The sequence below is a fragment of the Methylobacterium sp. AC832 genome (assembly GCF_979256025.1).
The window spans coordinates 290,903-310,626 of the sequence record NZ_CEEDMV010000004.1 but is presented as its reverse complement, the minus strand read 5'-3'; the positions used below and the strand labels follow the sequence as shown (position 1 = coordinate 310,626).

The window sequence follows — 19,724 nt, the reverse complement described above, 5'->3', positions numbered from 1 at the left end:
TTGCGCACAGTACGTATCGGGCGTCTGGGACGCTTTCGAATGTCGCTCGTTGTTTATGCCGGCTCTGCAGACATCGCTCCAGCGGGCCTCGGTGAAGCGCCAAACCTTTCGAATCGCTTCGACATAACGGTGCTCGAACCGTCCGGCACTTCGCCTCGATCAGGTCTCCACGAGGCCGAAGCTGGACCCGCTCGCCTCGGAATCACCGCGCCCATGGGGCAGAGCGAGGTATTCCGATGAGCGCATCTCGATGAGGCGCGAGACCGTGCGGTCGAACTCGAACGCCTCTCGGCCCTCGGTCGCCGTGTAGAGGCCGTGCGGCTCGGCAGCGGCCGAGGCGATCAGTTTCATGTGGGCATCGTAGAACGTGTCGACGAGGGTGATGAAGCGCTTGGCCTCGTTGCGGTTCGCCTCGCCCATCACCGGGATGTCCGAGAGGATCACCGTCTTGAAGGAATGGGCGATGGCCATGTAGTCGGCGGCGCCCAGCGGCTGGGCGCAAAGGTCGGCGAAGCCGAACCGGGCGACGCCGGCGGCCTCCTCCGGCACGGCCACCTCGCGGCCTTTCACGCGGATCGTGGCAGGCTTGCCCCTGGCTTTGCCGGTGAGCCCCTTGAAGGCCTGATCGAGGGCGGCGGCGGCCGTCTCGTCGGCAGGCACATGATAGACAGAAGCGCCACCGAGCTTCTCCAGGCGGAAATCCGTCCGGGAATCGAGCTTCAGGATTTCGACCCGGCTCTTCAACTCCGCGACGAAGGGCAGGAACAGCGCGCGGTTGAGCCCGCCTTCATAGAGCCGGTCGGGCTCGACGTTGGACGTCGCGACGACGGTGACGCCGCGCTTGAACAACGCCCCGAACAGCCGGCCGAGGATCATCGCGTCGGCGATGTCGGTCACGGTGAACTCATCGAAACACAGCAGCGTCGCCTCGTCCGCCAGGGCGTCGGCCACCACCGGGATCGGGTCGTCACCCTTGGCCGTGCCCGCCTTGAGGGCCTGCCGGTGGGCATGGATGCGCTCATGCGCATCCGACAGGAAGCCGTGGAAATGAACGCGGCGTTTCTTGCCCGGCGCCGCCTCGTGGAACAGGTCCATCAGCATGGTCTTGCCGCGGCCAACGGAGCCCCAGATGTACAGGCCCTTGGGCGGACCTTCGCTGTCGCCGCTGCGGCCGAACAGCCAGCCGAGCGCGCTGCCCTTCTTCGCCCGACGCCGCCGGTCGAGATCCCGGACCAGCCTGTCGAGGGCCTGGACCAGATGGGTCTGAGCCGGGTCGCGCTCGATGGCGCCCGACGAGACCAGCATGTCGTAGCGCGCCGAAACCGGACCGGCAGGAGAATCACCGCCCTGCGAACCGGCGGAGGATGCGGAACCTGAGGGGGGACTCACGGCGATGGCGACCTTGGATACGGGACGGCGCAAGGGCCGCGTGCGCGTCGATGGAACCGGTCCGGCGACAGGCCCGAAGACCGGTCTGCCGCGCGTCGCCGGAGGGATCAAGTACGGCATGCCGGCCGGATGACGTTTTGTTGCATTGCACAAAACCGGCGGCGATGCCATCTCGTGGCCTCCTCGAGGGAGGTCACGCCCGGAGCCAGCGCACATCAGCGCAATGTCATCCGGAGTACGACGGCACAATGCCCGACACCATTTCGACCGGACCGAATGTCCGGCGCCTCTGGCTCAGCGACCGAGCCATGGTCGAGGCCTATTTCCTGCGGCTCGACCCCGATACCAGAGCCAACCGGTTCATGGCCGCCGTGAGCGATGCCGCGGCCGTTGCCTACGCGGCCCGCGCCCTCAAGGTCGAAGGGCTGGTCTTCGGCGGTTTCGTCGAGGGGACCTTGTGCGCGCTCGGCGAATTGCGCCCGCTCACCGGCCCCGTGCCGGGGCTGAGCCTCGGCCGCGATGCGGAGGCGGCCTTCGCCGTGGAGCGCGGGTTCCGCCGCAACGGCCTCGGCCATGCCCTCTTTCGGCGGATCGTCTCGGCGGCGCGCAACCGCGGCGTCCGCGATCTTCATGTCCGCTGTCTCAGCTGGAACGGCCCGATGCGCGGGCTCGCCACCAAGCTCGGCGCCGAAGTGACCCTGGCCGATGGCGAAGCGGAGGGGGCGCTCGTCCTCGCCCGTCCGACGCCCGCCTCCCTCTGGCGCGAGGGGATCGACGAGGCGCTGGATTTCACCCTCGCGGTGGCCGCCGCCGCCGAGCCGCTGAAACGAGCGGCGTGAGAGATCAAGCGGATTGGCGGCGAGGTCGCCGGACGCTATCCTGGGTTACTCTCGGGCGTCGCCGTCGGCTTCGCATTCGCCCGGCTCCCTGTTCGAAAAGATCACTCCGCCATGAGATCCGTGCTTGCTGCCTGCATCGTCCTGGCTCCTCTCGCCGTTTCGGCGCAGGAGCGGCCAGCGACCCCCGCCATGCTCTGCGCCGACGCCGCAGCCCTGGTGAACCGCGTCGGGGCCATCGTGATGACGACGGGGCCGATCACCTACGACAGGATCGTCCGCGACGGTGGGTTCTGTCCCCTGCCGGAAGCGCCCAAACCCGCCTACGAACTCACCCAGGACGTGGCGAAATGCTTCGTCGGCTATGTCTGCCGCGACAAGTTCAACGAGGGCAGCACGCGCGACTGAGTCCGGTCGCGGTTCAGGGCCACGGCCAAGCTGCCATGTTGAAGCCAAGTCTCCACCCGATGGCCGCCGCACCGCGGCGCTAACGAAGCTCCTTCGATCACGATCGGGGAGGGGGCTTCTCATGACCATCGGCGAGAATTCGGCACAGGATCGGCGTTCCCGGGAGGGACATGCCACGACGCGCCTGGAGCATTGCGTCGCCCATACGCTGCGGGTGATCGAGGCGGCCCGCATCGAGCGGGAGGATGCGCCGGTGAAGGCGGCCCGTCGCCATCTGGCGGAAATCTACGGCGTCACGCGGCTCAACCGACGCCTGGAGCGCAATCGACATTCGGCGTGAATCCGGCGGCGTTCAGCGCGGCGCACGCCCCGGTTTCATCGCCAGCCAGATCGTATGGCGGGCGCCGCTGGTGACATTGGCCCTGACAGGAACCTCCTCCACGGCGAACCCGCCCCGGCGAAGGCGCTGAGTAAAGGTCCGGTCCGGATGCGCGGACCATACGGCGAGCACGCCGCCGGGCCGCAGGGCCGTCATGGCCGCGCCCAATCCCGCCCCGTCATAGAGCCTGTCATTGGCCGCCCGGGTGAGCCCGTCGGGGCCGTTATCGACGTCGAGGAGAATCGCGTCGTAGGCGGCGGTCGCCGAGCGGATCGCGCCGACGACATCACCGATCCGCAGGTCCACCCGCGTATCGTCGAGGGCATTCGCCGACAGGGCGCTCAACGGCCCGCGCACCCATTCCGCCACGTTCGGCACGAGTTCGGCGACGACGATCGCGGCATCGGGGCGCAACGCATCGAGGGCCGCGCGCAGGGTGAAACCCATGCCGAGACCACCGATCAGGAAACGCGCGCCCGCGCGGCCTCCGACCCGCTCCGCCGCGAGTGTCGCGAGCGCCTTCTCCGAGCCGCTGAGGCGGCTGTTCATCAGCTCGTTATGTCCGAGCTGGATCGAGAATTCGCTGCCGCGCTGAAGCAGCCGCAACTGGCCCTCGTCCCCGGGGATCGGTGCGGTGTCGAGGACGAGCCAGGGAATCATGAGCGGGGCCGGCGGGACTGCATGCCGACCCGGCTATCACAGCTGGGGCGGGGGATCACGCGATGCCGGGCAGGCGCCCCTCCCCCGACAGGGGAGGGGCCATTGGCATCCGGCTAGAACAGGCCTTCGATCTGCCCGTCGGCATCGAGATGGATGCCCTCCGAGGCGGGGACCTTGGGCAGGCCGGGCATGGTCATGATCTCACCGCAGATCACCACGACGAAGCCGGCGCCGGCCGAGAGCCGCACGTCGCGCACCGAGATGAGGTGGCCCGAGGGAGCGCCCATCAGGTTCGGGTCGGTGGAGAACGAGTACTGCGTCTTGGCCATGCAGACCGGCAGGTTGCCGTAGCCGTCCTTCTCGAACTGGGCGAGCTTGGTGGCGGCCTTCGATTCCACCTGGATGTCGCCCGCGCCGTAGAGCTTGGTGGCGATGGTCTTGACCTTGTCGGTGAGCTTGGTGTCGGTCTCGTAGGCGAAGGTCAGCGGCTTCTGCTCGCCTTCGGCCAGCTTGACCACGGCCTGCGCCAGCTCCTCGGCGCCGGCTCCGCCTTCCGCCCAATGCTTGCAGGTGATCGCCTCGACATCGAGCTTCTCGCGGCACAGCTCCTTGAGCTTGGCATGTTCCGCGTCGGTATCGGCGTAGAAGTGGTTCACACCGATGACCACGGGCAGGCCGAAGCCGCGCACATTGGCGACATGCCGGGCGAGGTTGGCGAAGCCCTTCTCCAGGGCGTCGAGGTTCTCGGAGCCGAGCTCCTTCTTCGACACGCCGCCATGCATCTTGAGGGCGCGCACCGTGGCGACGATGACCACCGCCGAGGGTTTCAGCCCCGCCTGCCGGCACTTGATGTCGATGAACTTCTCGGCACCGAGATCCGCGCCGAAGCCGGCTTCGGTGACCACGTAATCGCCGAGCTTGAGGCCGGCGCGGGTGGCGATCACCGAGTTGCAGCCATGCGCGATGTTGGCGAAGGGACCACCATGGATCAGGGCGGGGTTGCCCTCCAGGGTCTGGACCAGGTTCGGCTGCAGCGCGTCCTTGAGGAGCACGGTCATCGCGCCGGTAGCCTTGACGTCGGCCAGCGTCACCGGCTTGCGGTCGCGGGTCTCGGCGATGACAATGCGGCCGAGGCGCGCCTCGAGGTCGTCGAGATCACGGGCGAGGCAGAACACCGCCATGACTTCCGAGGCCACGGTGATGTCGAACCCGTCCTCGCGCGGGAAGCCGTTGGCGACACCGCCCAGCGACTGGGTGATCGACCGCAGGGCGCGGTCGTTCATGTCGACGACCCGGCGCCAATGGATGCGGCGGACGTCGATATTGAGCTCATTGGCCCAGTAGACGTGGTTGTCGATGAGCGCGGCGGCGAGGCTGTGCGCCGAAGTGATGGCGTGGAAATCGCCGGTGAAGTGCAGGTTGATCTGCTCCATCGGCACGACCTGGGCCTTGCCGCCGCCGGCGGCACCCCCCTTCATGCCGAAACACGGGCCGAGCGAAGGCTCGCGCAGACACATCACCGTCTTCTTGCCGATGCGGTTCAGCGCATCGCCGAGGCCGACCGTGGTCGTGGTCTTGCCTTCGCCCGCCGGGGTCGGGCTGATCGCGGTCACGAGGACGAGCTTGCCCTCGGGCTTCGATTCCAGCGACTTGATGAAGGCGTGGTCGATCTTGGCGATATGCCGGCCGTAATGGTGCAGGGCATCTTCCGGCACGCCGATCTTCTCGGCCACCTGCGTGATCGGCTGCAGGGTAGCCGCGCGGGCGATCTCGATGTCTGAGGGCATTGGTCTCTCCCGGTCTGTCGTCGCGATGGCGTGTCGCGCTTAACGCTTCTTGTGGACGATCGTGGGTTCGCGGCGTCCGGCGGCGACCCGCGAACAATCCATGCTTCACCGTTGCCATCACTGTGAGCGATGGAGCAAGCAAAAGCGCGTCGGAATTTTTCAACCCGTCTGCAAAATTTCATTTGAGTGCGCCGAGGCTCGGGCGGGTCGCCCGCCTAGGCGGTGTGCGGGGCGGAGTCAGCCCGACATCGCCGTCGCCGTGTAGCCGGCCTGGTTCAGCGCCTCGGCGATCGTCAGGCTCTGGGCGTCGGTGGTGATCGCCACGCGGCCATGATCGCGGTCGACGGCGACATGCGCCTCCGGATCGATCCGCAGAATGGCCTTGCGCACCGCCTCAGCGCAGCCGTCGCAGGTCATGCCGTCCACCTGCATCAGCAGGTCTACCCGTCTCGTATCCATCCAACCGCTCCCGTCGCTGGGTCACGTCTCGCACCTCATGTAGAGCCAAATCCCCTCCCGCCGCGAGGGGGGATGGTCCGGGAGGCCTCGGGGGCGCTGCCAGGCTGGCTGAAGCCAAGCTTCGAAGCTCATGCAACACATGGCAAAAAACCGGTTCACGCAGCCCGCGCCCATCTTGTGGGACCTCGTCGCCTCGGCGACAAACGGAGCCTGTCTCGATTTGCGTAAACCGTGAGCGAGGCCCCGTGATCTCCGCTCGATCGTCGTGAGGATAAGAGTATTCCGATGGCCCGGATCGTCGGCCGACGCACGGGCCCGTGGCTCCTGAGTCTCATCGGGTTCGTGGTCCTGGCGCCGCTCGCAGTGATCTCCCCCCTCGGCGGCGCCTTCGGACTGGCGGCCATGAGTGGTCTCGTCGCCATCCTGGCTGCGCGCCGGGCGCGCACGCTCGACCTGCGGTGCGAGAAGCTTTCGGGAGAGCTGGATATCCTGTCCCAACGCCTCGTGCGCCTGGAGACGGTGGCCCGGCTCATCGCCGACCAGCAGATGCGGATCGAGCGCGCCCGTGCCGAGGAGGACGGCCCGGCGGAGGCCAAGGCCCCCAAGGAATCCTCGGTGGATGCCGCCGTGGAGGAGGTCACTGCAGAAATCGGCCTGCTCAGCGGCATCGTCCGCGAACTCGCCGCCGTGGTCGCCGCGCAGGACGGAGAGATCGCCCGCCTGAAGGCAACGCCACCGGCCGCTCCCGCTCCGACCCCGATCGCCCGTCGTGACGCCGCAGATGCCTTCATCGTCCCGCCGCCTTCCCCGCCGCCAAGAACCGAGACCGCTGCGGCGCCCTGGGTGCCGCGCGCCTGGCCACCGCAGGAGCGGTCCGAGACGGTCGCGGACCGGGTTCGGCCGGACCGGAGCCGGGATGCTGTCATGGTCGCAGCCTTCGATGGCGGCGGGCTCGAAGTCCATCTCCAACCCATCGTCTCTCTGCCGCAACGCAAGGTCGTGTCCTACGAGGCGCTGGCGCGCCTGCGACTCGGCGCCGACATTCTCAAGCCGGAACTGTTCCTGCCGGCCCTCGAACGCCATGGGCGAACCACCGAACTCGATCGCCGCATGCTTCCCCTCGTCGCCACGGTGGCCCGCCACCTCAGCGGACGCGGCAGTCAGGCGGCTGTGACGTACGGCCTGTCGCCGCATTCCCTGTTCGAGCCCGGCTTCCTGCGCACGCTGCCGCGGCTGCTCGCCGGTGAATCCGCGCAGTCGGGACGCCTCGTGATCGCACTGCCCCAGTCGAGCTGGCGCAGCCTGGACGCGGAGCAAGCCGGCGCCCTGGCAGAACTGCGCGGTCGCGTGGGCTTCGCCCTGGACCGTCCCGTCGACCTGCGCCTCGACCCCCTGGCCCTGGCCGATCGGGGCGTCAGTCAGGTCAAGGTGCCCGCCGATCTTCTCCTGCGACCCGATTCCCGCCAGGCCATGCCCGATATCGCCCTGGACGATCTCGTCGCCTCCTTGTCCCGGGCCGGCATCCGGCTCGTCGCCGACGCCGTCGAGCGCGAGAGCGACGTTCCCGATCTCATCGACCTCGACGTGCCGCTGGCGCAAGGCACCGTCTTTGCTCCGGCGCGGGCCGTGCGGGCCGAGGTCCTGGCCGCAGCTCAGGCTCAAGCCGCGCCGCCAGAGACGCCGACGCCGCCGCAGGAGCCCGGCGACGATCCCGAACCACCGCCGCAGCGCCGGCCGTTCCGCGACTTCCTGCGCCGGGCCGGCTGAAGCCCGCCCGCATCGCTCCGATGCGTTGATTTCGGTGTCCGGCGGGCCTAACCAGTCGGCCATCCCGTCATGCCCCTCGTCCTTGCCAGTCAGGCCTACCCCATGAGCGAACCGTTTGCGCGCGCCACAACGCCGGCGCAGATCCCGACCCTGGGCGGTCTTTCAGCCGTCGCCGGGCAGTACGACCTCATTCTGTGCGACGTCTGGGGTGTGCTCCATGACGGGACGCGGGCTCATCGGGGGGCGGGCGAGGCGCTGATCCGATTCCGCACCCTGCCCGAAGCCGGTCGCCGACGGCGCGTCATCCTCGTCTCGAATGCCCCACGCCCCTGGGCCGGCGTCCAGACCATCCTCGACGGCTACGGCGTGCCGCGCGAGGCCTATGACGCCATCCTTACCTCCGGCGACCTGACCCGGCGCCTGATCGCGGAGCATCCGGGCGAGCGCATCCACCATCTCGGGCCGGAACGCGACGCGACGATCTTCGATGGCCTCGATATTCGCCTCGTGGCGGCCGGTGAGGCGGAGCGTGTGGTCTGCACCGGCCTGTTCGATGACACGGTCGAGACGGCGGAGGATTACCGGGATACGCTGGCCGGCTTCCGGGCGCGGGACGTGCCGATGATCTGTGCTAATCCCGACCTCGTGGTCGAGCGCAAGAAGAAGTTGATTCCCTGCGCCGGCCTGATCGCGCAGGCCTATGAGGAGATCGGCGGTTCAGTGACCTATGCCGGCAAGCCGTACCGCCCGGTCTACGAGGCGGCGCTCGCCATGGCGGCGGACCTCGATGGCGGCACCGCGCCGGACGTCGCCCGCGTCCTCGCCGTCGGCGATGCCCTGCGTACCGATATCGCGGGGGCGGCGGCCTACGGAATCCCGAACCTGCTGGTGGCGCGCGGCATCCACGCGGAGGAGCTCGGCGTCCTGGCCGAACACGACACGCTCGGCGAGGTGGCCGAATGGCTGGCCCGCCAGGAGGTCCACCCGGATGCCGTCATCGAACGATTGGTCTGGTAGGCTCTCGCGGCTTGATCGTTCCAAAGCCGCGAGGCCCGACTGATCACGCGAACAGAGCGTCGATCTCGTCCTGGGCCGTGGCGGGGCCCTTGATCTGCGGTCCGTTGAGGAGGAGGAGCTCGGCCCGAACCCGGCGCTCCACCTCCGCCGGATCTGTGCCGCTTTCGTCCTTCGCCTTCACTGCGGTGGCGAAGCGCGACAGCCGATTTTCGAGCTGCCGCAGGGATTCGCTGACCTTCGCGATCCGCTGCCCAGTAATGTCCTGGAAAGTGCAGGCCTCGAAGATGTCGTTCATCCGTGACTCGACCGAGGCACGGTAGTTCTTGTCGTTGGGCAGGCTGAGGATTTCCTCGGCTGCCGTCATGATCGAGTTCGTCGCGCCGGCCGTCGCCTCGACGACGCTGCCGAGTTCCACATGGGCCATCGGCAGCCGGTCGCGGGTGAGCTCGTTCGCCCGCAGGGCCGCGATCTCCTTGCGGACATGCGCGATGTAGTCGGCGATCTCGACCAGCTCGCGGATCAGCGATGGGCGTGTCGATGCCAGCGTAGGGCCGTTCGTCCGTGCTTTCTCGCCCATGCCTATCGCTCCACGACACTCTGCTTCGTCGAAGAAGGGAAAGCGGGTCTGCGGCTCAAGCGCCGCAGACAGCCTCGATCTTGCTCTTCAGGGTTGCCGCATTGAAGGGCTTGACGATGTAGTTGTTCACGCCGGCCTTCTTGGCCGCGATCACGTTCTCGGTCTTCGATTCGGCGGTGACCATGATGAACGGCGTGGTGCGCAGGGCCTCGTCGGCACGGACATGGCGCAGCAGCTCGTAGCCCGTCATCGGCTCCATGTTCCAATCGGAAATCACGAGGCCATATTTGCGGTTCTTCAGCCGAGCCAGGGCCGCTGTTCCGTCAGAGGCATCGTCGACTTCTTCGAAGCCGAGCTGCTTGAGCAGGTTGCGGATGATGCGGACCATCGTCTGATAATCGTCCACGACGAGGATCGGCATGCCGAGATCGAGGGCCATGGGTCGGGGTGCTCCGTCGGTGCAGGGCCGGTGCGGCGCGCCGCGGACCGGATCAGTGGCAATATTTCTTGGGGAAGCGCCGCCACGCGCCGCCTCTCGTTCGTGAAAGTACCGCACCCCGCATTGCGAAGCGGTTAATTGGACAGGGGATCTTGCATCCCGCACTGATCGACCGTCACTTCCCTTGACCCTCCCCCGGCTTTTCGACAGGTTCCGGCGCGAATTCCTCCTTCGGTCGCTCCTTCGGCCGCTGCATTTTCGAGACCGCTTGAACCTGATGGCGCCTGCCGACGACCTTTCCGCGCGTCCCGCAGCCCGCTCCCCGTCGGGGCGGCCTTTCATCATCTGCCGCGAGGACGAGGCGGTGCCGGCATCCCTAGCGGGGGCCATCGCGGCGATCGGGAATTTCGACGGCGTGCACCGGGGCCATGGCGCCCTGGTCGAGGCCGTCCGCGAGGAGGCGGACAAGCGCGGCCTCCCGGCGGTGATGCTGACTTTCGAGCCGCATCCACGCGCCTATTTCGCTCCCGACCTGCCGATGTTCCGGCTGACGGGCCCGGCCGCCAAGGAGATCGTCTTCGCCCGTCTCGGCCTCGACGGCCTGATCGTGCGCCGTTTCGACGCGCTCATGGCGGGGACGACCGCCGCCGGTTTCGTCCACGAACTGCTCAAGCGCGATCTTGGCGTGTCCGGCGTCGTGATCGGCCACGACTTCCATTTCGGGCGCGGGCGGGAGGGAACGCCGGAGGTGCTGGCTCGGCTCTGCGCGGAGGCCTCCCTCGCATGCCGGATCATTCCCGCCGTCTCCATCGGGGAGGGGGAGGCCCCCGTCTCGTCGAGCGCGATCCGAGAAGCCCTGCGGCAGGGCGACATCGTCCTGGCGAACCGGCTGCTCGGCTACCGCTGGTTCGTCTGCGGGGAGGTCCGGCACGGAGACAAGCGCGGCCGTACGTTGGGATATCCCACGGCGAACGTGGCGCTGCCCGATTGTGGCCTCGCCCACGGCATCTACGCCGTCCGAATCGGGTTACCCGATGGATCGGTCCGGGACGGCGTCGCGAGCTACGGGCGGCGCCCGACCTTCGACGACGGCGCTCCCCTGCTCGAAGTCAACCTATTCGGCTTCTCGGGCGATCTCTACGGACAGACCATCGCGGTGGAGTTCCTGGGCTACATCCGCGGCGAGGAACGCTTCTCCGGCGCCGAGGCCCTGATTGCCCGGATGGATGTGGACGCGGCCGAGGCGCGCGTGCTCATCGCAAACGACCGGGTTCCGTCGATGATCGGCTGAATTCAGTCGCGGCCACCGGGTCGCGATATCCGCCGGCTCAGCGCTTGGCGGGATCGATCGAGGCGAGGCGACGCGCCGCCTCTTGCAGCGCGCTCTGGTGGCCGTTGCCGCTGAGCGCATAGACCGAGCGGCCCGCCGTCCAGTAGACGGTCTCCCCGTCGCCCGGGCTCGCCACCTCGCCGGTGAAGGCCGCCTCGCTGGTGCCCCGCGCTGCGAACAGCGAGACTTCACCGAGATCGGGGGCGTCGATCATGACCTCCACCCCGGCCCCGTGACGGGCGGGCACGATCTGGACATCGCGCACCGACCAATCCCCCGGCAGGTCCGGCAGGACGATGCCGGTGGCACTCGAGATGCCAGCCTTGTCGTAGCTCGGCGAGGCGGGCGAGCCGAGGCGGGCGCGGATATGGGCCACTTCCCTGGCTTGGCGCGCATCGGCGACCAGGGCAGGGTCGACCGGTGCGGCGAAGGTGTCGGGCACGCCGAACACGCCCGTATCCGAATGCGCGATCCAGCCGGCGCCCACGAGGAGCACGATCACCGCCGCACGCTTCAGCCGCTCACCGGCGCGCCGCCATGCCATGGATCGGTCGAGGCGGCGGGCCGCCGCGCGGTTGCGCTCCGGGCCCGGCCCGGGCAGCTGCGCGAAAGCCTGACGCAGGGCGTCCCTGTCATGCATCTCGGCCATCACCCGCGCGGCAGCCGCCGGCGTTTGGGCGAGATAGGATTCCACCTCGAGCCGGCGCATGACGTCGAGCTGTCCGTCGACGAAGGCGGCGAGGTCACTGTCGGTGATCGGGTCGATCATGACGGTCGGTATCCAGTTCAACGATCGAAAGCGGTGACGCTTTCATGCAGTCCTGACACTCGTCACCGAGTGCCCTCGAATTCGGTGCGGTTACGAACCGCCCATGGCCTTGGATGCGAGGCGGATGTCCTGCCTCGTATCCTGGCCGTTCCAGTCGCTGACGAGGCGCAGATGCGGCCGCTCGGGCTTGCCCGAACCCGATCCGGGTAAGGAGCCGGAACGGCTCCGGCCGCTGCCGGCCTCGCCTTCCTCAAAAGCGCGCAGGGCCGCGCGGCCACGCCCGAGTCGCGACATCAGAGTGCCGATGGGAATACCGAGTACCGCCGCCGCGTCGGCATAAGCCATGCCCTCAAGGGTCACGAGATGGAGCGCGGCGCGCTGCTCTTCGGGCAAGGTGAGGAAGGCTTGGCGGATCTGGGCGAGGCGCACCTGCCCTTCCTGGGACGGCGGTACGCTCTCGTCGCTCATCTGGACGAGGGATTCGGCGTGGCGGGCTTCCACCCGCTTGCGGCGCTGGTCGTCGATGAAGACGTTGTGCAGGACCGTCATCATCCAGGTCCGCAGGTTGGTGTTCGGCCTCACGGAGAGGCCGGATTCCAGCGCGCGGACGAGGGTGTCGTGGACGAGATCGTCGGCTTTCAGCGTGTCGCGCGTCAACGAGCGCGCATAGCGTCGCAAGGGGACCAGAAGGTCGACGATGGAGGAGGCGGTCTGATTCGGTTCGGCCGTCATGAATCAGTTAACGCGCGAGCCCGGCCGGCTAATCCGACCGGGCGGCACCCTATTGATAGGTCGCCTTGAGATTCAGCGTGCAGGTCCGTCCGATCCCCTCGTAATGCTCGGCGAGCCAGGCTTGCGCCGCCGCGCGGCCCTTGTCGCGGAGGCCTTCGAACACGCCGAGCCGCGCATCCATCCGGGAGGACGCCTTGTAATCGTCGAGGGCGCCGGTCCCGTCGATGCGGTGGACCAGCATGCGGTGGTAGTCGTTGCGGCCGAGCACCCCGTCCTCGATCAGTCCGTCGACGAAATCGATGGCGCGCAATTCACGCATCAGGTTGGCGTTGAAGGTGATCTCGTTGAGCCGGTCCTGGATCTCTTCGCGCGAACGCGGGGTCTCACGGCGCTCTACCGGGTTGATCTGGACCAGCACCACGTCGCGCGTCTGGGCACCGTGGAAGAGTGGGTAGATCGGCGGATTGCCGAGATAGCCGCCATCCCAATAGGGCACGCCATCGATCTCCACCGCCTGGAACACCGTGGGCAGGCAGGCCGAGGCCATCAGGTGATCGATGCTCAAGGTATCCCGCTCGAAGACGGCCAGCTTGCCCGTCCAGACATTGGTGGCCGAGACATAGATCCCGGCGGTCTCCGCCGCCCGGAGGCGTTCGAAATCCACATGCTTGGCCAGGGCCTTGCGCAGCGGGTTCACGTTGAGCGGGTTGGAGACGTACGGGCTGGTCTTGAGCGCCCGGGTCCAGAAGTCCAGGATCGGGTTCTGGCTCCAGAGGTCGAACAGCTGGTCGAAGAGCCCGCGCTGGGCCGGCCACAAATCGCCGTCGAGGCTCGCCTCACGCCAGAACCGGTCGAGAGCGGCGCGGGCGCCCTCCGGCCCTCCGGTGATCCATCCGTCGACCATTACGACCGCGTTCATCGCGCCGGCGCTGGCACCCGTGACGGCCTCGAAGGCGAGACGGCCATCCTCGATCAGGGCATCCAGCACGCCCCAGGTGAAGGCGCCATGGGCGCCGCCGCCCTGCAGGGCCAGGGCCACGGTCTTCTCGGCTTTCGGACCGGCGAGGCTGACGGCTGGACGCGAGGCGGGCCGCGACGGGGCCACTTCCCTATCGGTAGAGGGCGAATCGACCGGGGAGGAAGGTTCGGATTCGAGCATCGTCAGCTCCACGTGGCGGGTTTGCACAGGCGCATCGAGAGGGTGCACATGGGCATGCTGCAATGCAGCATCAAAGGTCGCAGGGCAGCAAACCGGTGGCTGCATGGATCGGTTCCGCTTGGGACGCCCCTGTGACTCACATGTCGCACTGCGCCAATTCCCTCGACATCGCCCATGGGATAAGACATGTCACCCGACGCTGGGCCAAAGTGTCGTGCGCGGTCCGTCCTGCCCCGTGGTTCTCCCATGCGGTCAGCGGGCTTGACGCACGCGACGCCCCATCTCAGCTAAGCGGCAGAGCCCTCGGTCACCGGGCTCTTCACCCGATCTTCGCAAAGGATCGGTAGAATTCGATACCAGACGACCATGGCCGGGCGCTCGCTCCAGGGCAGGCCAGGCCATAGGTAAGGTCAGCGATGGACGCCATGATGGAAGCCACCCCAGCCGATTCGTTCGGCCCCGGCATCTCGATTACCGGCCCGGAGATCGCCGGTCCCGCGCCGCGCCACCGCACGGTGGGCGTGACTGTCGGCGAGGGCGAGGGAGCGGTCACCGTCGGCGGTGGCGCTCCGGTCGTCGTCCAGTCGATGACCAATACCGACACGGCGGATATCGACGCCACCGTGGCGCAGGTCGCCGCCCTGTCGCGGGCGGGCTCCGAACTCGTGCGCATCACCGTCGACCGCGACGAGGCTGCCGCCGCCGTCCCGAAGATCCGTGACCGGCTCGCCCGCATCGGCGTTCACGTGCCGCTGGTGGGCGACTTCCACTATATCGGCCACAAGCTCCTCTCCGATCATCCGGCTTGTGCCGAGGCACTGGCCAAGTACCGGATCAATCCGGGCAATGTCGGCTTCAAGGAGAAGAAGGACACGCAGTTCTCGACCATCGTCGAGCAGGCGGTCCGCTACGGCAAGACCATTCGCATCGGCGCCAATTGGGGTTCCCTCGACGAGGCGCTGCTCACCCATCTGATGGACGAGAACGCCAGGTCCGCGCGCCCCATCGATGCCCGCGCCGTGATGCGCGAGGCCATGGTGCGCTCGGCATTGTCCTCGGCCCAGCGGGCCGAAGAGCTCGGTCTCCCCAAGAACCGGATCATCCTCTCGGCCAAGGTCTCGGCGGTGCAGGATCTGATCGCGGTCTACCGCGAAGTCGCCCGGCGCTCGGATTACGCGATCCATCTCGGCCTCACCGAAGCCGGCATGGGCTCGAAGGGGCTGGTGGCGGCCTCGGCGGCCATCGGCGTGCTTCTGCAGGAAGGCATCGGCGACACGATCCGTTATTCGCTGACGCCCGAGCCCGGCGGCGACCGGACCGTCGAGGTCAAGGCATCTCAGGAACTCCTGCAGACCATGGGCTTCCGCACCTTCGTGCCGATGGTCGCTGCCTGCCCCGGTTGCGGCCGCACCACCTCGACGACGTTCCAGGAACTCGCCCGCGACATCCAGAACTGGATCGTCACCTCGATGCCGGAATGGAAGAAGACCTATCCGGGCGTCGAAGGTCTGAACGTCGCGGTGATGGGCTGCATCGTCAACGGCCCCGGCGAATCGAAGCATGCCGATATCGGCATCTCGCTTCCCGGCACCGGAGAGACCCCCACCGCTCCGGTCTTCATCGACGGCAAGAAGGCGATGACCCTGCGCGGTGCCACGCTCGCCAAGGATTTCGAGACGGTGGTGATCGATTACATCGAGCGCCGTTTCGGCCAGGGTGCCCGCACCGCCGCCGAGTGAGATCCTCCGTCGTGAGGATTAGCGTCCCGCGTCGTGCAGCCGCGGGACGCATTCGCTCGACCTACCGCGGGAGAGGGTTTCTTCGTCACGGGTTCGTCGTTCTCGACCCCCGGCCCGCGTGATACGGATCTGGCATGCTTCGCGCAGGTCTCCTCCCCAGAGGTGTCCTGCGGAGATGCGCGCTCACTGATTTGGGTCGCCAAGCTGGCAGCGAGTTGCCGGGGCGAGGCGGGAGACAGGGCCTCCACGATCCGGATCGTCGCTAGGTCGGTCGCCAAGGTCCCTCGGTCGAAGTCCAGCGTAAAGCCAAGCCTCCTCGTTCGATTCCCTTTCCCGTCGCAGAAGCCTGATCACAGCGCATGACGCAAACCGCCACCCCGAGCGTACCCGGCGCTCAGCCCGACCCCGCGGCTCGTCCCGAGACAGGGCCAAGCGAGCATGGGCATGGGAAGACGAGCTTCTGGACGCTGGTCGTTGGCTCGGTCGGCGTCGTCTACGGCGATATCGGCACCAGCCCGCTCTACGCGTTCCGCGAGGCGCTCGGCCCGGCGAGGGCCGACGGCATCTTGCTGACCGAGGAAGTTCTGGGCACGACGTCGCTGATCCTCTGGGCGCTGCTGCTCATCGTCACGATCAAGTACGTCGTCATCCTGCTGCGCATGGACAATAACGGCGAGGGCGGCATCCTCTCGCTGATGGCATTGGCCCGCAAGGCGCTGGGCGGGTCGCGCATCGTGTTCATGCTCGGGCTGCTCGGCGCATCCCTGTTCTACGGCGACGCCGTCATCACGCCGGCCATCTCCGTGCTCTCGGCCGTGGAGGGGCTGAAGCTCGTCACCCCAGCCTTCGAGCATTACGTCCTGCCGATCACGGTGGCGATCATCTTCGCCCTGTTCATGGTCCAGAGCCGGGGCACCAGCAAGGTGGCGGCCTTCTTCGGCCCGATCATGGTGGTCTGGTTCCTGGCGCTGGGGCTCGCGGCCCTGCCGCACATCGTCTCGCGGCCGGAGGTCTTCCAGGCGTTCAATCCCTGGTACGCGGTGCACTACCTCCTCGGCCACGGCACCGGCGCGCTGGTGGCGCTGGGCGCGGTCTTCCTCGCGGTGACCGGCGCCGAGGCGCTGTTCGCCGATCTCGGGCATTTCGGACGCCGGCCGATCCAGGTGGCCTGGCTCGGCCTCGTGGCCCCGTGCCTGACCCTGAACTATCTCGGCCAGACGGCGCTGGTCCTCAACGCGCCGGACACGACCGACCCGTTCTACCAGCTCGTCCCCGAATGGGGTCTTCTGCCCATGGTGATCCTGGCGACCATCGCCACCGTCACCGCGAGCCAGGCCGTCATCACCGGTGCGTTCTCGCTGTCGCGCCAGGCGATCCAGCTCGGGCTGCTGCCGCGCCTCGAAATCCGCCACACGTCGGAATCGCATTCGGGCCAGATCTTCCTGCCGCAGGTGAACATTCTGCTGCTGATCGGCGTGGTGGTGCTGGCCGTGCTGTTCCGCTCCTCCTCGGCGCTGGCCTCCGCCTACGGCATTGCCGTGACGGGGACGATGCTGCTCACCGCGAGCATGGGCTTCATCGTGCTCTGGAAGTCGTGGAAATGGTCGCCGATCGCCGCCGCCGCCGCGATCATGCCGTTCATCGTCATCGAGTTCCTGTTCCTGCTCTCGAACATGCTCAAGGTGTTCGAGGGCGGCTACGTGCCCCTCGTGCTCGCGGGGATGCTCATCATCGTGATGTGGACCTGGGTGCGGGGTGTGAACATCCTGTTCAACAAGACCCGCAAGACCGACGTGCCGCTGCTCGAACTCGTCGGCATGCTGGAGAAGAGCCCGCCCCACCATGTGCGCGGGACGGCGGTGTTCCTCACCAGCGACCCGTCGATCGCTCCGGCGGCCCTGCTGCACAACCTCAAGCACAACAAGGTGCTGCACGAGAAGAACGTCATCCTGACGGTGGAGACCGTGGACACGCCGCGCTCCAGCGATGCGGATCGCATCCGCATGGAACCGATCGGCCCGCACTTCTCGAAGATCGTGATGAAGTTCGGCTACATGGAAACGCCGAACATCCCGCGGACGCTGACGCTCCTGAAGAAGCAAGGCTTCAAGTTCGACATCATGGCGACGTCGTTCTTCCTGTCGCGCCGCTCGATCCGCCCGGCGGCACATTCCGGCATGCCGCTCTGGCAGGACCGGATCTTCATCACGCTGGCCAAGAACGCCAACGACGCCACCGACTTCTTCCAGATCCCCACCGGCCGTGTCGTGGAAGTGGGGACTCAGGTCACCGTCTGAACCGGCCGGGTCACGGCCTCGGCAGGTTGATGATGGGCGGCGGCGGAGGCGCCTCGGGGGCGAGGGCTGCCAGCGTCGCCGGGCTTTTGCCGGCCGAGCCTCTGGCAGCCGGACCCTGGGCATGAGCAACCCGCGTTGTCGTCGCCGGCTTCGGTGAGGTTTTGGAATGCGCTCCCTGGCTCACGGCGGCATGGGAGGTGGCGACGGCGCGACCCGGTTCAGCCTGGACTGCCAGGACCGCTGGAGCGGGCTGGGTGCCCGTCACCTCCGGTACGGCGGCGGCCACCGTTACCACCGGAACGCCGGTGGGAGCCGAATTCGCGACGGCCTGGACCGATGCGGACGGGGCCGCCTCGGGGGCGGCGAGCGTCGGTGCGGCCGCATAGGCCAGGGCGGCCGGCGGGCGGGCCTGCTCTACGGCGCCGGGCTTGCGCTTCTCGTAGAAGGCGTTGCCGCCGGCCACCGCGACGTAATGCATGTTGTTGTAGTGGAACGTGCGGCCCGCCGTGTGGAAGTACATGGCGCGGCCGACCTTGGGATGGCGCTGGCCGGCCAGGACCGCGTCGGCCGCGTCTGCGACCTTGGTCAGGTCCTTCTCCGCCATGGGCTTGGTGAGCACGCCGGTGGCGAACTGGCGGGGCTGGCCGACGACGGCGCAGATGCCGCCATTCGGGAAGGCGGCGGCTTCGAGGCGGTTCATCACCACCGTGCCGACGGCGAGCAGGCCCTCGGAATCGCTGCGGTTCGATTCGAAATACATGGCGCGGCCGAGGCAGTCGCGCTCTTGGTCGCTCACCGCCATGGGTTTGGCCGCGAGGCCCGGGCCGCCGAGGGAGCCGGTCGTGGTGGGGGAATTGCAGGCACCGAGGCCCATCGTCGTCATCAGCAGGACTCCGTAAAGTCCCGTCGTCGCCGATCGGGGATACCCCATGCCGTCTCGCTCCCGTCCGTTTCTCGAACGGTCTAGCTCGACGGCAAATGTGGTTTCTTTTCGGACACGGTTCGAATGACCGGGGCTTCTTCCCGCCGCTGTGGTCCTGAGGTCACGCCCGGCCTTCGTCGCCGATGCGGAACGGATGCCTGCGTCAGAGCATCGGCAGGTGCTTGGGCTTGCGCCCACGGGGAAAGGCGGCGTCGAGACGCTGCCGGTGGTTCTCCGTCAGGATCAGGTCGCCGGCCGCGGCATTCTCCTCCACATGGGCGATTCGCGAAGCTTTCGGGATCGCCAGGAGGGAGGGCGACTGCGTCAGCGCCGCGAGCGCGACCTGCCGCTGCGTCGCCCCCGTTTCGGCGGCAATCTCTCCGAGGACGCGCCCGCCGGCCGAGTCCGGACCCGGAAAATCGTCATGGCCGAAGGGGCTGTAGGCGACCAATGCGACGCCATGCGCCTCGCACCAGGGCAGGACGGCATGTTCGATCGCCCGTTCTCCGAGATGGTAGAGAACCTGGTTGCAGGCGATGCGGCCCTCGCCGGCCACGGCGAGCGCGTCATCGAGGTCGGAGACGTCGAAGTTGCTGACGCCCCAGGAGAGGAGCTTGCCCTGCCGGACCAGACCCTCGAAGGCACCGATGGTCTCTTCCAGCGGGGTCCCACCCCGCCAGTGCAGGAGGTAGCTGTCGAGCCGGTCCGTCTTCAGGCGAGCCAACGAGCGTTCGCAGGCGGTGACGACGGATCGGGCCGAGGCATGGTTCGGCAACACCTTCGAGACGAGGAACACCTCGTCGCGCCGCCCCTCGATCGCCTCGGCCACGACGAGTTCGGCCTCGCCATACATCTCGGCGGTGTCGATATGGCTCATTCCGAGATCGAGGCCCCGCCGCAGGGCGGCGACGGCGTCGGGCCGGTGTGCCTCGTCGAGGTACCACGTGCCCTGTCCGACGACGGAGACGGGGCGTCCGGTCTGCCCGAAGGTTGTCTGCCGCATGCGGATCTCCCCTCCGAATAGCCCACGGCCGGATGCAGGTCCGGCCGTGCGGGCC

General features: G+C 67.8%; 20 protein-coding genes. 9 read left to right on the top strand and 11 right to left on the bottom strand.

Annotated features, from left to right (window positions below; genetic code table 11):
• Positions 1–159: 159 nt before the first annotated feature.
• The gene (gene zapE / locus AC0IXR_RS16070; RefSeq protein WP_471761586.1) at positions 160–1,305 is read right to left on the bottom strand and encodes a cell division protein ZapE; all 1,146 of its coding nucleotides are present in this window, start codon (positions 1,303–1,305) and stop codon (positions 160–162) included.
• A gap of 88 nt (positions 1,306–1,393) precedes the next feature.
• On the opposite strand from zapE, the gene AC0IXR_RS16065 reads away from it, so the two are divergent.
• From AC0IXR_RS16065 to AC0IXR_RS16050, 4 genes are all read left to right on the top strand, one after another.
• Positions 1,394–1,522, top strand: a complete 129-nt coding sequence (locus AC0IXR_RS16065) for a hypothetical protein (protein WP_471761434.1) — start codon at positions 1,394–1,396, stop codon at positions 1,520–1,522.
• A 115-nt stretch (positions 1,523–1,637) separates the two neighbouring features.
• Positions 1,638–2,228 (top strand): GNAT family N-acetyltransferase, encoded by a 591-nt coding sequence (locus tag AC0IXR_RS16060; protein WP_471761433.1) that lies wholly within the window; start codon positions 1,638–1,640, stop codon positions 2,226–2,228.
• A gap of 111 nt (positions 2,229–2,339) precedes the next feature.
• The gene (locus AC0IXR_RS16055; protein ID WP_311275614.1) at positions 2,340–2,633 is read left to right on the top strand and encodes a hypothetical protein; all 294 of its coding nucleotides are present in this window, start codon (positions 2,340–2,342) and stop codon (positions 2,631–2,633) included.
• 121 nt (positions 2,634–2,754) lie between these two features.
• Positions 2,755–2,973, top strand: coding sequence for a hypothetical protein (locus tag AC0IXR_RS16050; RefSeq protein WP_056422815.1), 219 nt, complete (start codon positions 2,755–2,757; stop codon positions 2,971–2,973).
• A 12-nt stretch (positions 2,974–2,985) separates the two neighbouring features.
• Here AC0IXR_RS16050 and AC0IXR_RS16045 read toward each other — a convergent pair whose 3' ends face one another.
• The 3 genes from AC0IXR_RS16045 to AC0IXR_RS16035 form a co-directional block, all read right to left on the bottom strand.
• A complete protein-coding gene (locus tag AC0IXR_RS16045) occupies positions 2,986–3,672 on the bottom strand; it encodes a spermine/spermidine synthase domain-containing protein (RefSeq protein WP_471761432.1) in 687 nt (228 codons plus the stop codon).
• A gap of 113 nt (positions 3,673–3,785) precedes the next feature.
• Positions 3,786–5,459 carry a formate--tetrahydrofolate ligase gene (locus AC0IXR_RS16040; protein ID WP_056422809.1) on the bottom strand — a complete coding sequence of 558 codons (1,674 nt, stop codon included), beginning with the start codon at positions 5,457–5,459 and terminating at the stop codon, positions 3,786–3,788.
• A gap of 237 nt (positions 5,460–5,696) precedes the next feature.
• Entirely contained in the window at positions 5,697–5,918 is a 222-nt protein-coding gene (locus tag AC0IXR_RS16035; RefSeq protein ID WP_056422806.1) for a heavy-metal-associated domain-containing protein, read from the bottom strand.
• A 285-nt stretch (positions 5,919–6,203) separates the two neighbouring features.
• Between AC0IXR_RS16035 and AC0IXR_RS16030 the strand changes: the two genes are divergently transcribed.
• Together AC0IXR_RS16030 and AC0IXR_RS16025 are read left to right on the top strand one after the other, a co-directional pair.
• A complete protein-coding gene (locus AC0IXR_RS16030; protein ID WP_471761431.1) occupies positions 6,204–7,685 on the top strand; it encodes an EAL domain-containing protein in 1,482 nt (493 codons plus the stop codon).
• A gap of 102 nt (positions 7,686–7,787) precedes the next feature.
• Positions 7,788–8,702 carry a TIGR01459 family HAD-type hydrolase gene (locus tag AC0IXR_RS16025; protein ID WP_419953172.1) on the top strand — a complete coding sequence of 305 codons (915 nt, stop codon included), beginning with the start codon at positions 7,788–7,790 and terminating at the stop codon, positions 8,700–8,702.
• A gap of 43 nt (positions 8,703–8,745) precedes the next feature.
• On the opposite strand, the gene AC0IXR_RS16020 is transcribed toward AC0IXR_RS16025, so the two are convergent.
• Both AC0IXR_RS16020 and AC0IXR_RS16015 read right to left on the bottom strand, forming a co-directional pair.
• Positions 8,746–9,279, bottom strand: a complete 534-nt coding sequence (locus tag AC0IXR_RS16020; RefSeq protein WP_056422799.1) for a protein phosphatase CheZ — start codon at positions 9,277–9,279, stop codon at positions 8,746–8,748.
• 55 nt (positions 9,280–9,334) lie between these two features.
• Positions 9,335–9,718 (bottom strand): response regulator, encoded by a 384-nt coding sequence (locus AC0IXR_RS16015; RefSeq protein WP_018046001.1) that lies wholly within the window; start codon positions 9,716–9,718, stop codon positions 9,335–9,337.
• Between the two features lie 277 nt (positions 9,719–9,995).
• Here AC0IXR_RS16015 and AC0IXR_RS16010 point away from each other — a divergent pair, with 277 nt between their 5' ends.
• A complete protein-coding gene (locus AC0IXR_RS16010) occupies positions 9,996–11,009 on the top strand; it encodes a bifunctional riboflavin kinase/FAD synthetase (RefSeq protein ID WP_207411101.1) in 1,014 nt (337 codons plus the stop codon).
• Positions 11,010–11,046: 37 nt separating this feature from the next.
• On the opposite strand, the gene AC0IXR_RS16005 is transcribed toward AC0IXR_RS16010, so the two are convergent.
• The 3 genes from AC0IXR_RS16005 to AC0IXR_RS15995 form a co-directional block, all read right to left on the bottom strand.
• A complete protein-coding gene (locus AC0IXR_RS16005; RefSeq protein ID WP_056422795.1) occupies positions 11,047–11,817 on the bottom strand; it encodes an anti-sigma factor family protein in 771 nt (256 codons plus the stop codon).
• A gap of 90 nt (positions 11,818–11,907) precedes the next feature.
• Positions 11,908–12,549, bottom strand: a complete 642-nt coding sequence (locus AC0IXR_RS16000; RefSeq protein WP_471761429.1) for a sigma-70 family RNA polymerase sigma factor — start codon at positions 12,547–12,549, stop codon at positions 11,908–11,910.
• A 49-nt stretch (positions 12,550–12,598) separates the two neighbouring features.
• Positions 12,599–13,708 carry a patatin-like phospholipase family protein gene (locus AC0IXR_RS15995; RefSeq protein ID WP_419953169.1) on the bottom strand — a complete coding sequence of 370 codons (1,110 nt, stop codon included), beginning with the start codon at positions 13,706–13,708 and terminating at the stop codon, positions 12,599–12,601.
• Positions 13,709–14,124: 416 nt separating this feature from the next.
• On the opposite strand from AC0IXR_RS15995, the gene ispG reads away from it, so the two are divergent.
• Positions 14,125–15,447: a flavodoxin-dependent (E)-4-hydroxy-3-methylbut-2-enyl-diphosphate synthase gene (gene ispG / locus AC0IXR_RS15990; protein ID WP_056422789.1), complete on the top strand. Its 1,323-nt coding sequence runs from the start codon at positions 14,125–14,127 to the stop codon at positions 15,445–15,447.
• A 359-nt stretch (positions 15,448–15,806) separates the two neighbouring features.
• The gene (locus tag AC0IXR_RS15985) at positions 15,807–17,744 is read left to right on the top strand and encodes a potassium transporter Kup (protein WP_471761428.1); all 1,938 of its coding nucleotides are present in this window, start codon (positions 15,807–15,809) and stop codon (positions 17,742–17,744) included.
• A gap of 10 nt (positions 17,745–17,754) precedes the next feature.
• Here AC0IXR_RS15985 and AC0IXR_RS15980 read toward each other — a convergent pair whose 3' ends face one another.
• Positions 17,755–18,627, bottom strand: a complete 873-nt coding sequence (locus AC0IXR_RS15980; RefSeq protein ID WP_471761427.1) for a cell wall hydrolase — start codon at positions 18,625–18,627, stop codon at positions 17,755–17,757.
• A 202-nt stretch (positions 18,628–18,829) separates the two neighbouring features.
• Entirely contained in the window at positions 18,830–19,669 is an 840-nt protein-coding gene (locus AC0IXR_RS15975; protein ID WP_471761426.1) for an aldo/keto reductase, read from the bottom strand.
• Between the last annotated feature and the right edge of the window lie 55 nt (positions 19,670–19,724).

Bases quoted from the DNA above. Each gene is read 5' to 3' on its own strand.
- zapE (WP_471761586.1), bottom strand. From the start codon at position 1,305: ATGCTGGTCTCGTCGGGCGCCATCGAGCGCGACCCGGCTCAGACCCAT.
- AC0IXR_RS16065 (WP_471761434.1), top strand. From the start codon at position 1,394: ATGGCGACCTTGGATACGGGACGGCGCAAGGGCCGCGTGCGCGTCGAT.
- AC0IXR_RS16060 (WP_471761433.1), top strand. From the start codon at position 1,638: ATGCCCGACACCATTTCGACCGGACCGAATGTCCGGCGCCTCTGGCTC.
- AC0IXR_RS16055 (WP_311275614.1), top strand. From the start codon at position 2,340: ATGAGATCCGTGCTTGCTGCCTGCATCGTCCTGGCTCCTCTCGCCGTT.
- AC0IXR_RS16050 (WP_056422815.1), top strand. From the start codon at position 2,755: ATGACCATCGGCGAGAATTCGGCACAGGATCGGCGTTCCCGGGAGGGA.
- AC0IXR_RS16045 (WP_471761432.1), bottom strand. From the start codon at position 3,672: ATGATTCCCTGGCTCGTCCTCGACACCGCACCGATCCCCGGGGACGAG.
- AC0IXR_RS16040 (WP_056422809.1), bottom strand. From the start codon at position 5,459: ATGCCCTCAGACATCGAGATCGCCCGCGCGGCTACCCTGCAGCCGATC.
- AC0IXR_RS16035 (WP_056422806.1), bottom strand. From the start codon at position 5,918: ATGGATACGAGACGGGTAGACCTGCTGATGCAGGTGGACGGCATGACC.
- AC0IXR_RS16030 (WP_471761431.1), top strand. From the start codon at position 6,204: ATGGCCCGGATCGTCGGCCGACGCACGGGCCCGTGGCTCCTGAGTCTC.
- AC0IXR_RS16025 (WP_419953172.1), top strand. From the start codon at position 7,788: ATGAGCGAACCGTTTGCGCGCGCCACAACGCCGGCGCAGATCCCGACC.
- AC0IXR_RS16020 (WP_056422799.1), bottom strand. From the start codon at position 9,279: ATGGGCGAGAAAGCACGGACGAACGGCCCTACGCTGGCATCGACACGC.
- AC0IXR_RS16015 (WP_018046001.1), bottom strand. From the start codon at position 9,718: ATGGCCCTCGATCTCGGCATGCCGATCCTCGTCGTGGACGATTATCAG.
- AC0IXR_RS16010 (WP_207411101.1), top strand. From the start codon at position 9,996: ATGGCGCCTGCCGACGACCTTTCCGCGCGTCCCGCAGCCCGCTCCCCG.
- AC0IXR_RS16005 (WP_056422795.1), bottom strand. From the start codon at position 11,817: ATGATCGACCCGATCACCGACAGTGACCTCGCCGCCTTCGTCGACGGA.
- AC0IXR_RS16000 (WP_471761429.1), bottom strand. From the start codon at position 12,549: ATGACGGCCGAACCGAATCAGACCGCCTCCTCCATCGTCGACCTTCTG.
- AC0IXR_RS15995 (WP_419953169.1), bottom strand. From the start codon at position 13,708: ATGCTCGAATCCGAACCTTCCTCCCCGGTCGATTCGCCCTCTACCGAT.
- ispG (WP_056422789.1), top strand. From the start codon at position 14,125: ATGGACGCCATGATGGAAGCCACCCCAGCCGATTCGTTCGGCCCCGGC.
- AC0IXR_RS15985 (WP_471761428.1), top strand. From the start codon at position 15,807: ATGACGCAAACCGCCACCCCGAGCGTACCCGGCGCTCAGCCCGACCCC.
- AC0IXR_RS15980 (WP_471761427.1), bottom strand. From the start codon at position 18,627: ATGACGACGATGGGCCTCGGTGCCTGCAATTCCCCCACCACGACCGGC.
- AC0IXR_RS15975 (WP_471761426.1), bottom strand. From the start codon at position 19,669: ATGCGGCAGACAACCTTCGGGCAGACCGGACGCCCCGTCTCCGTCGTC.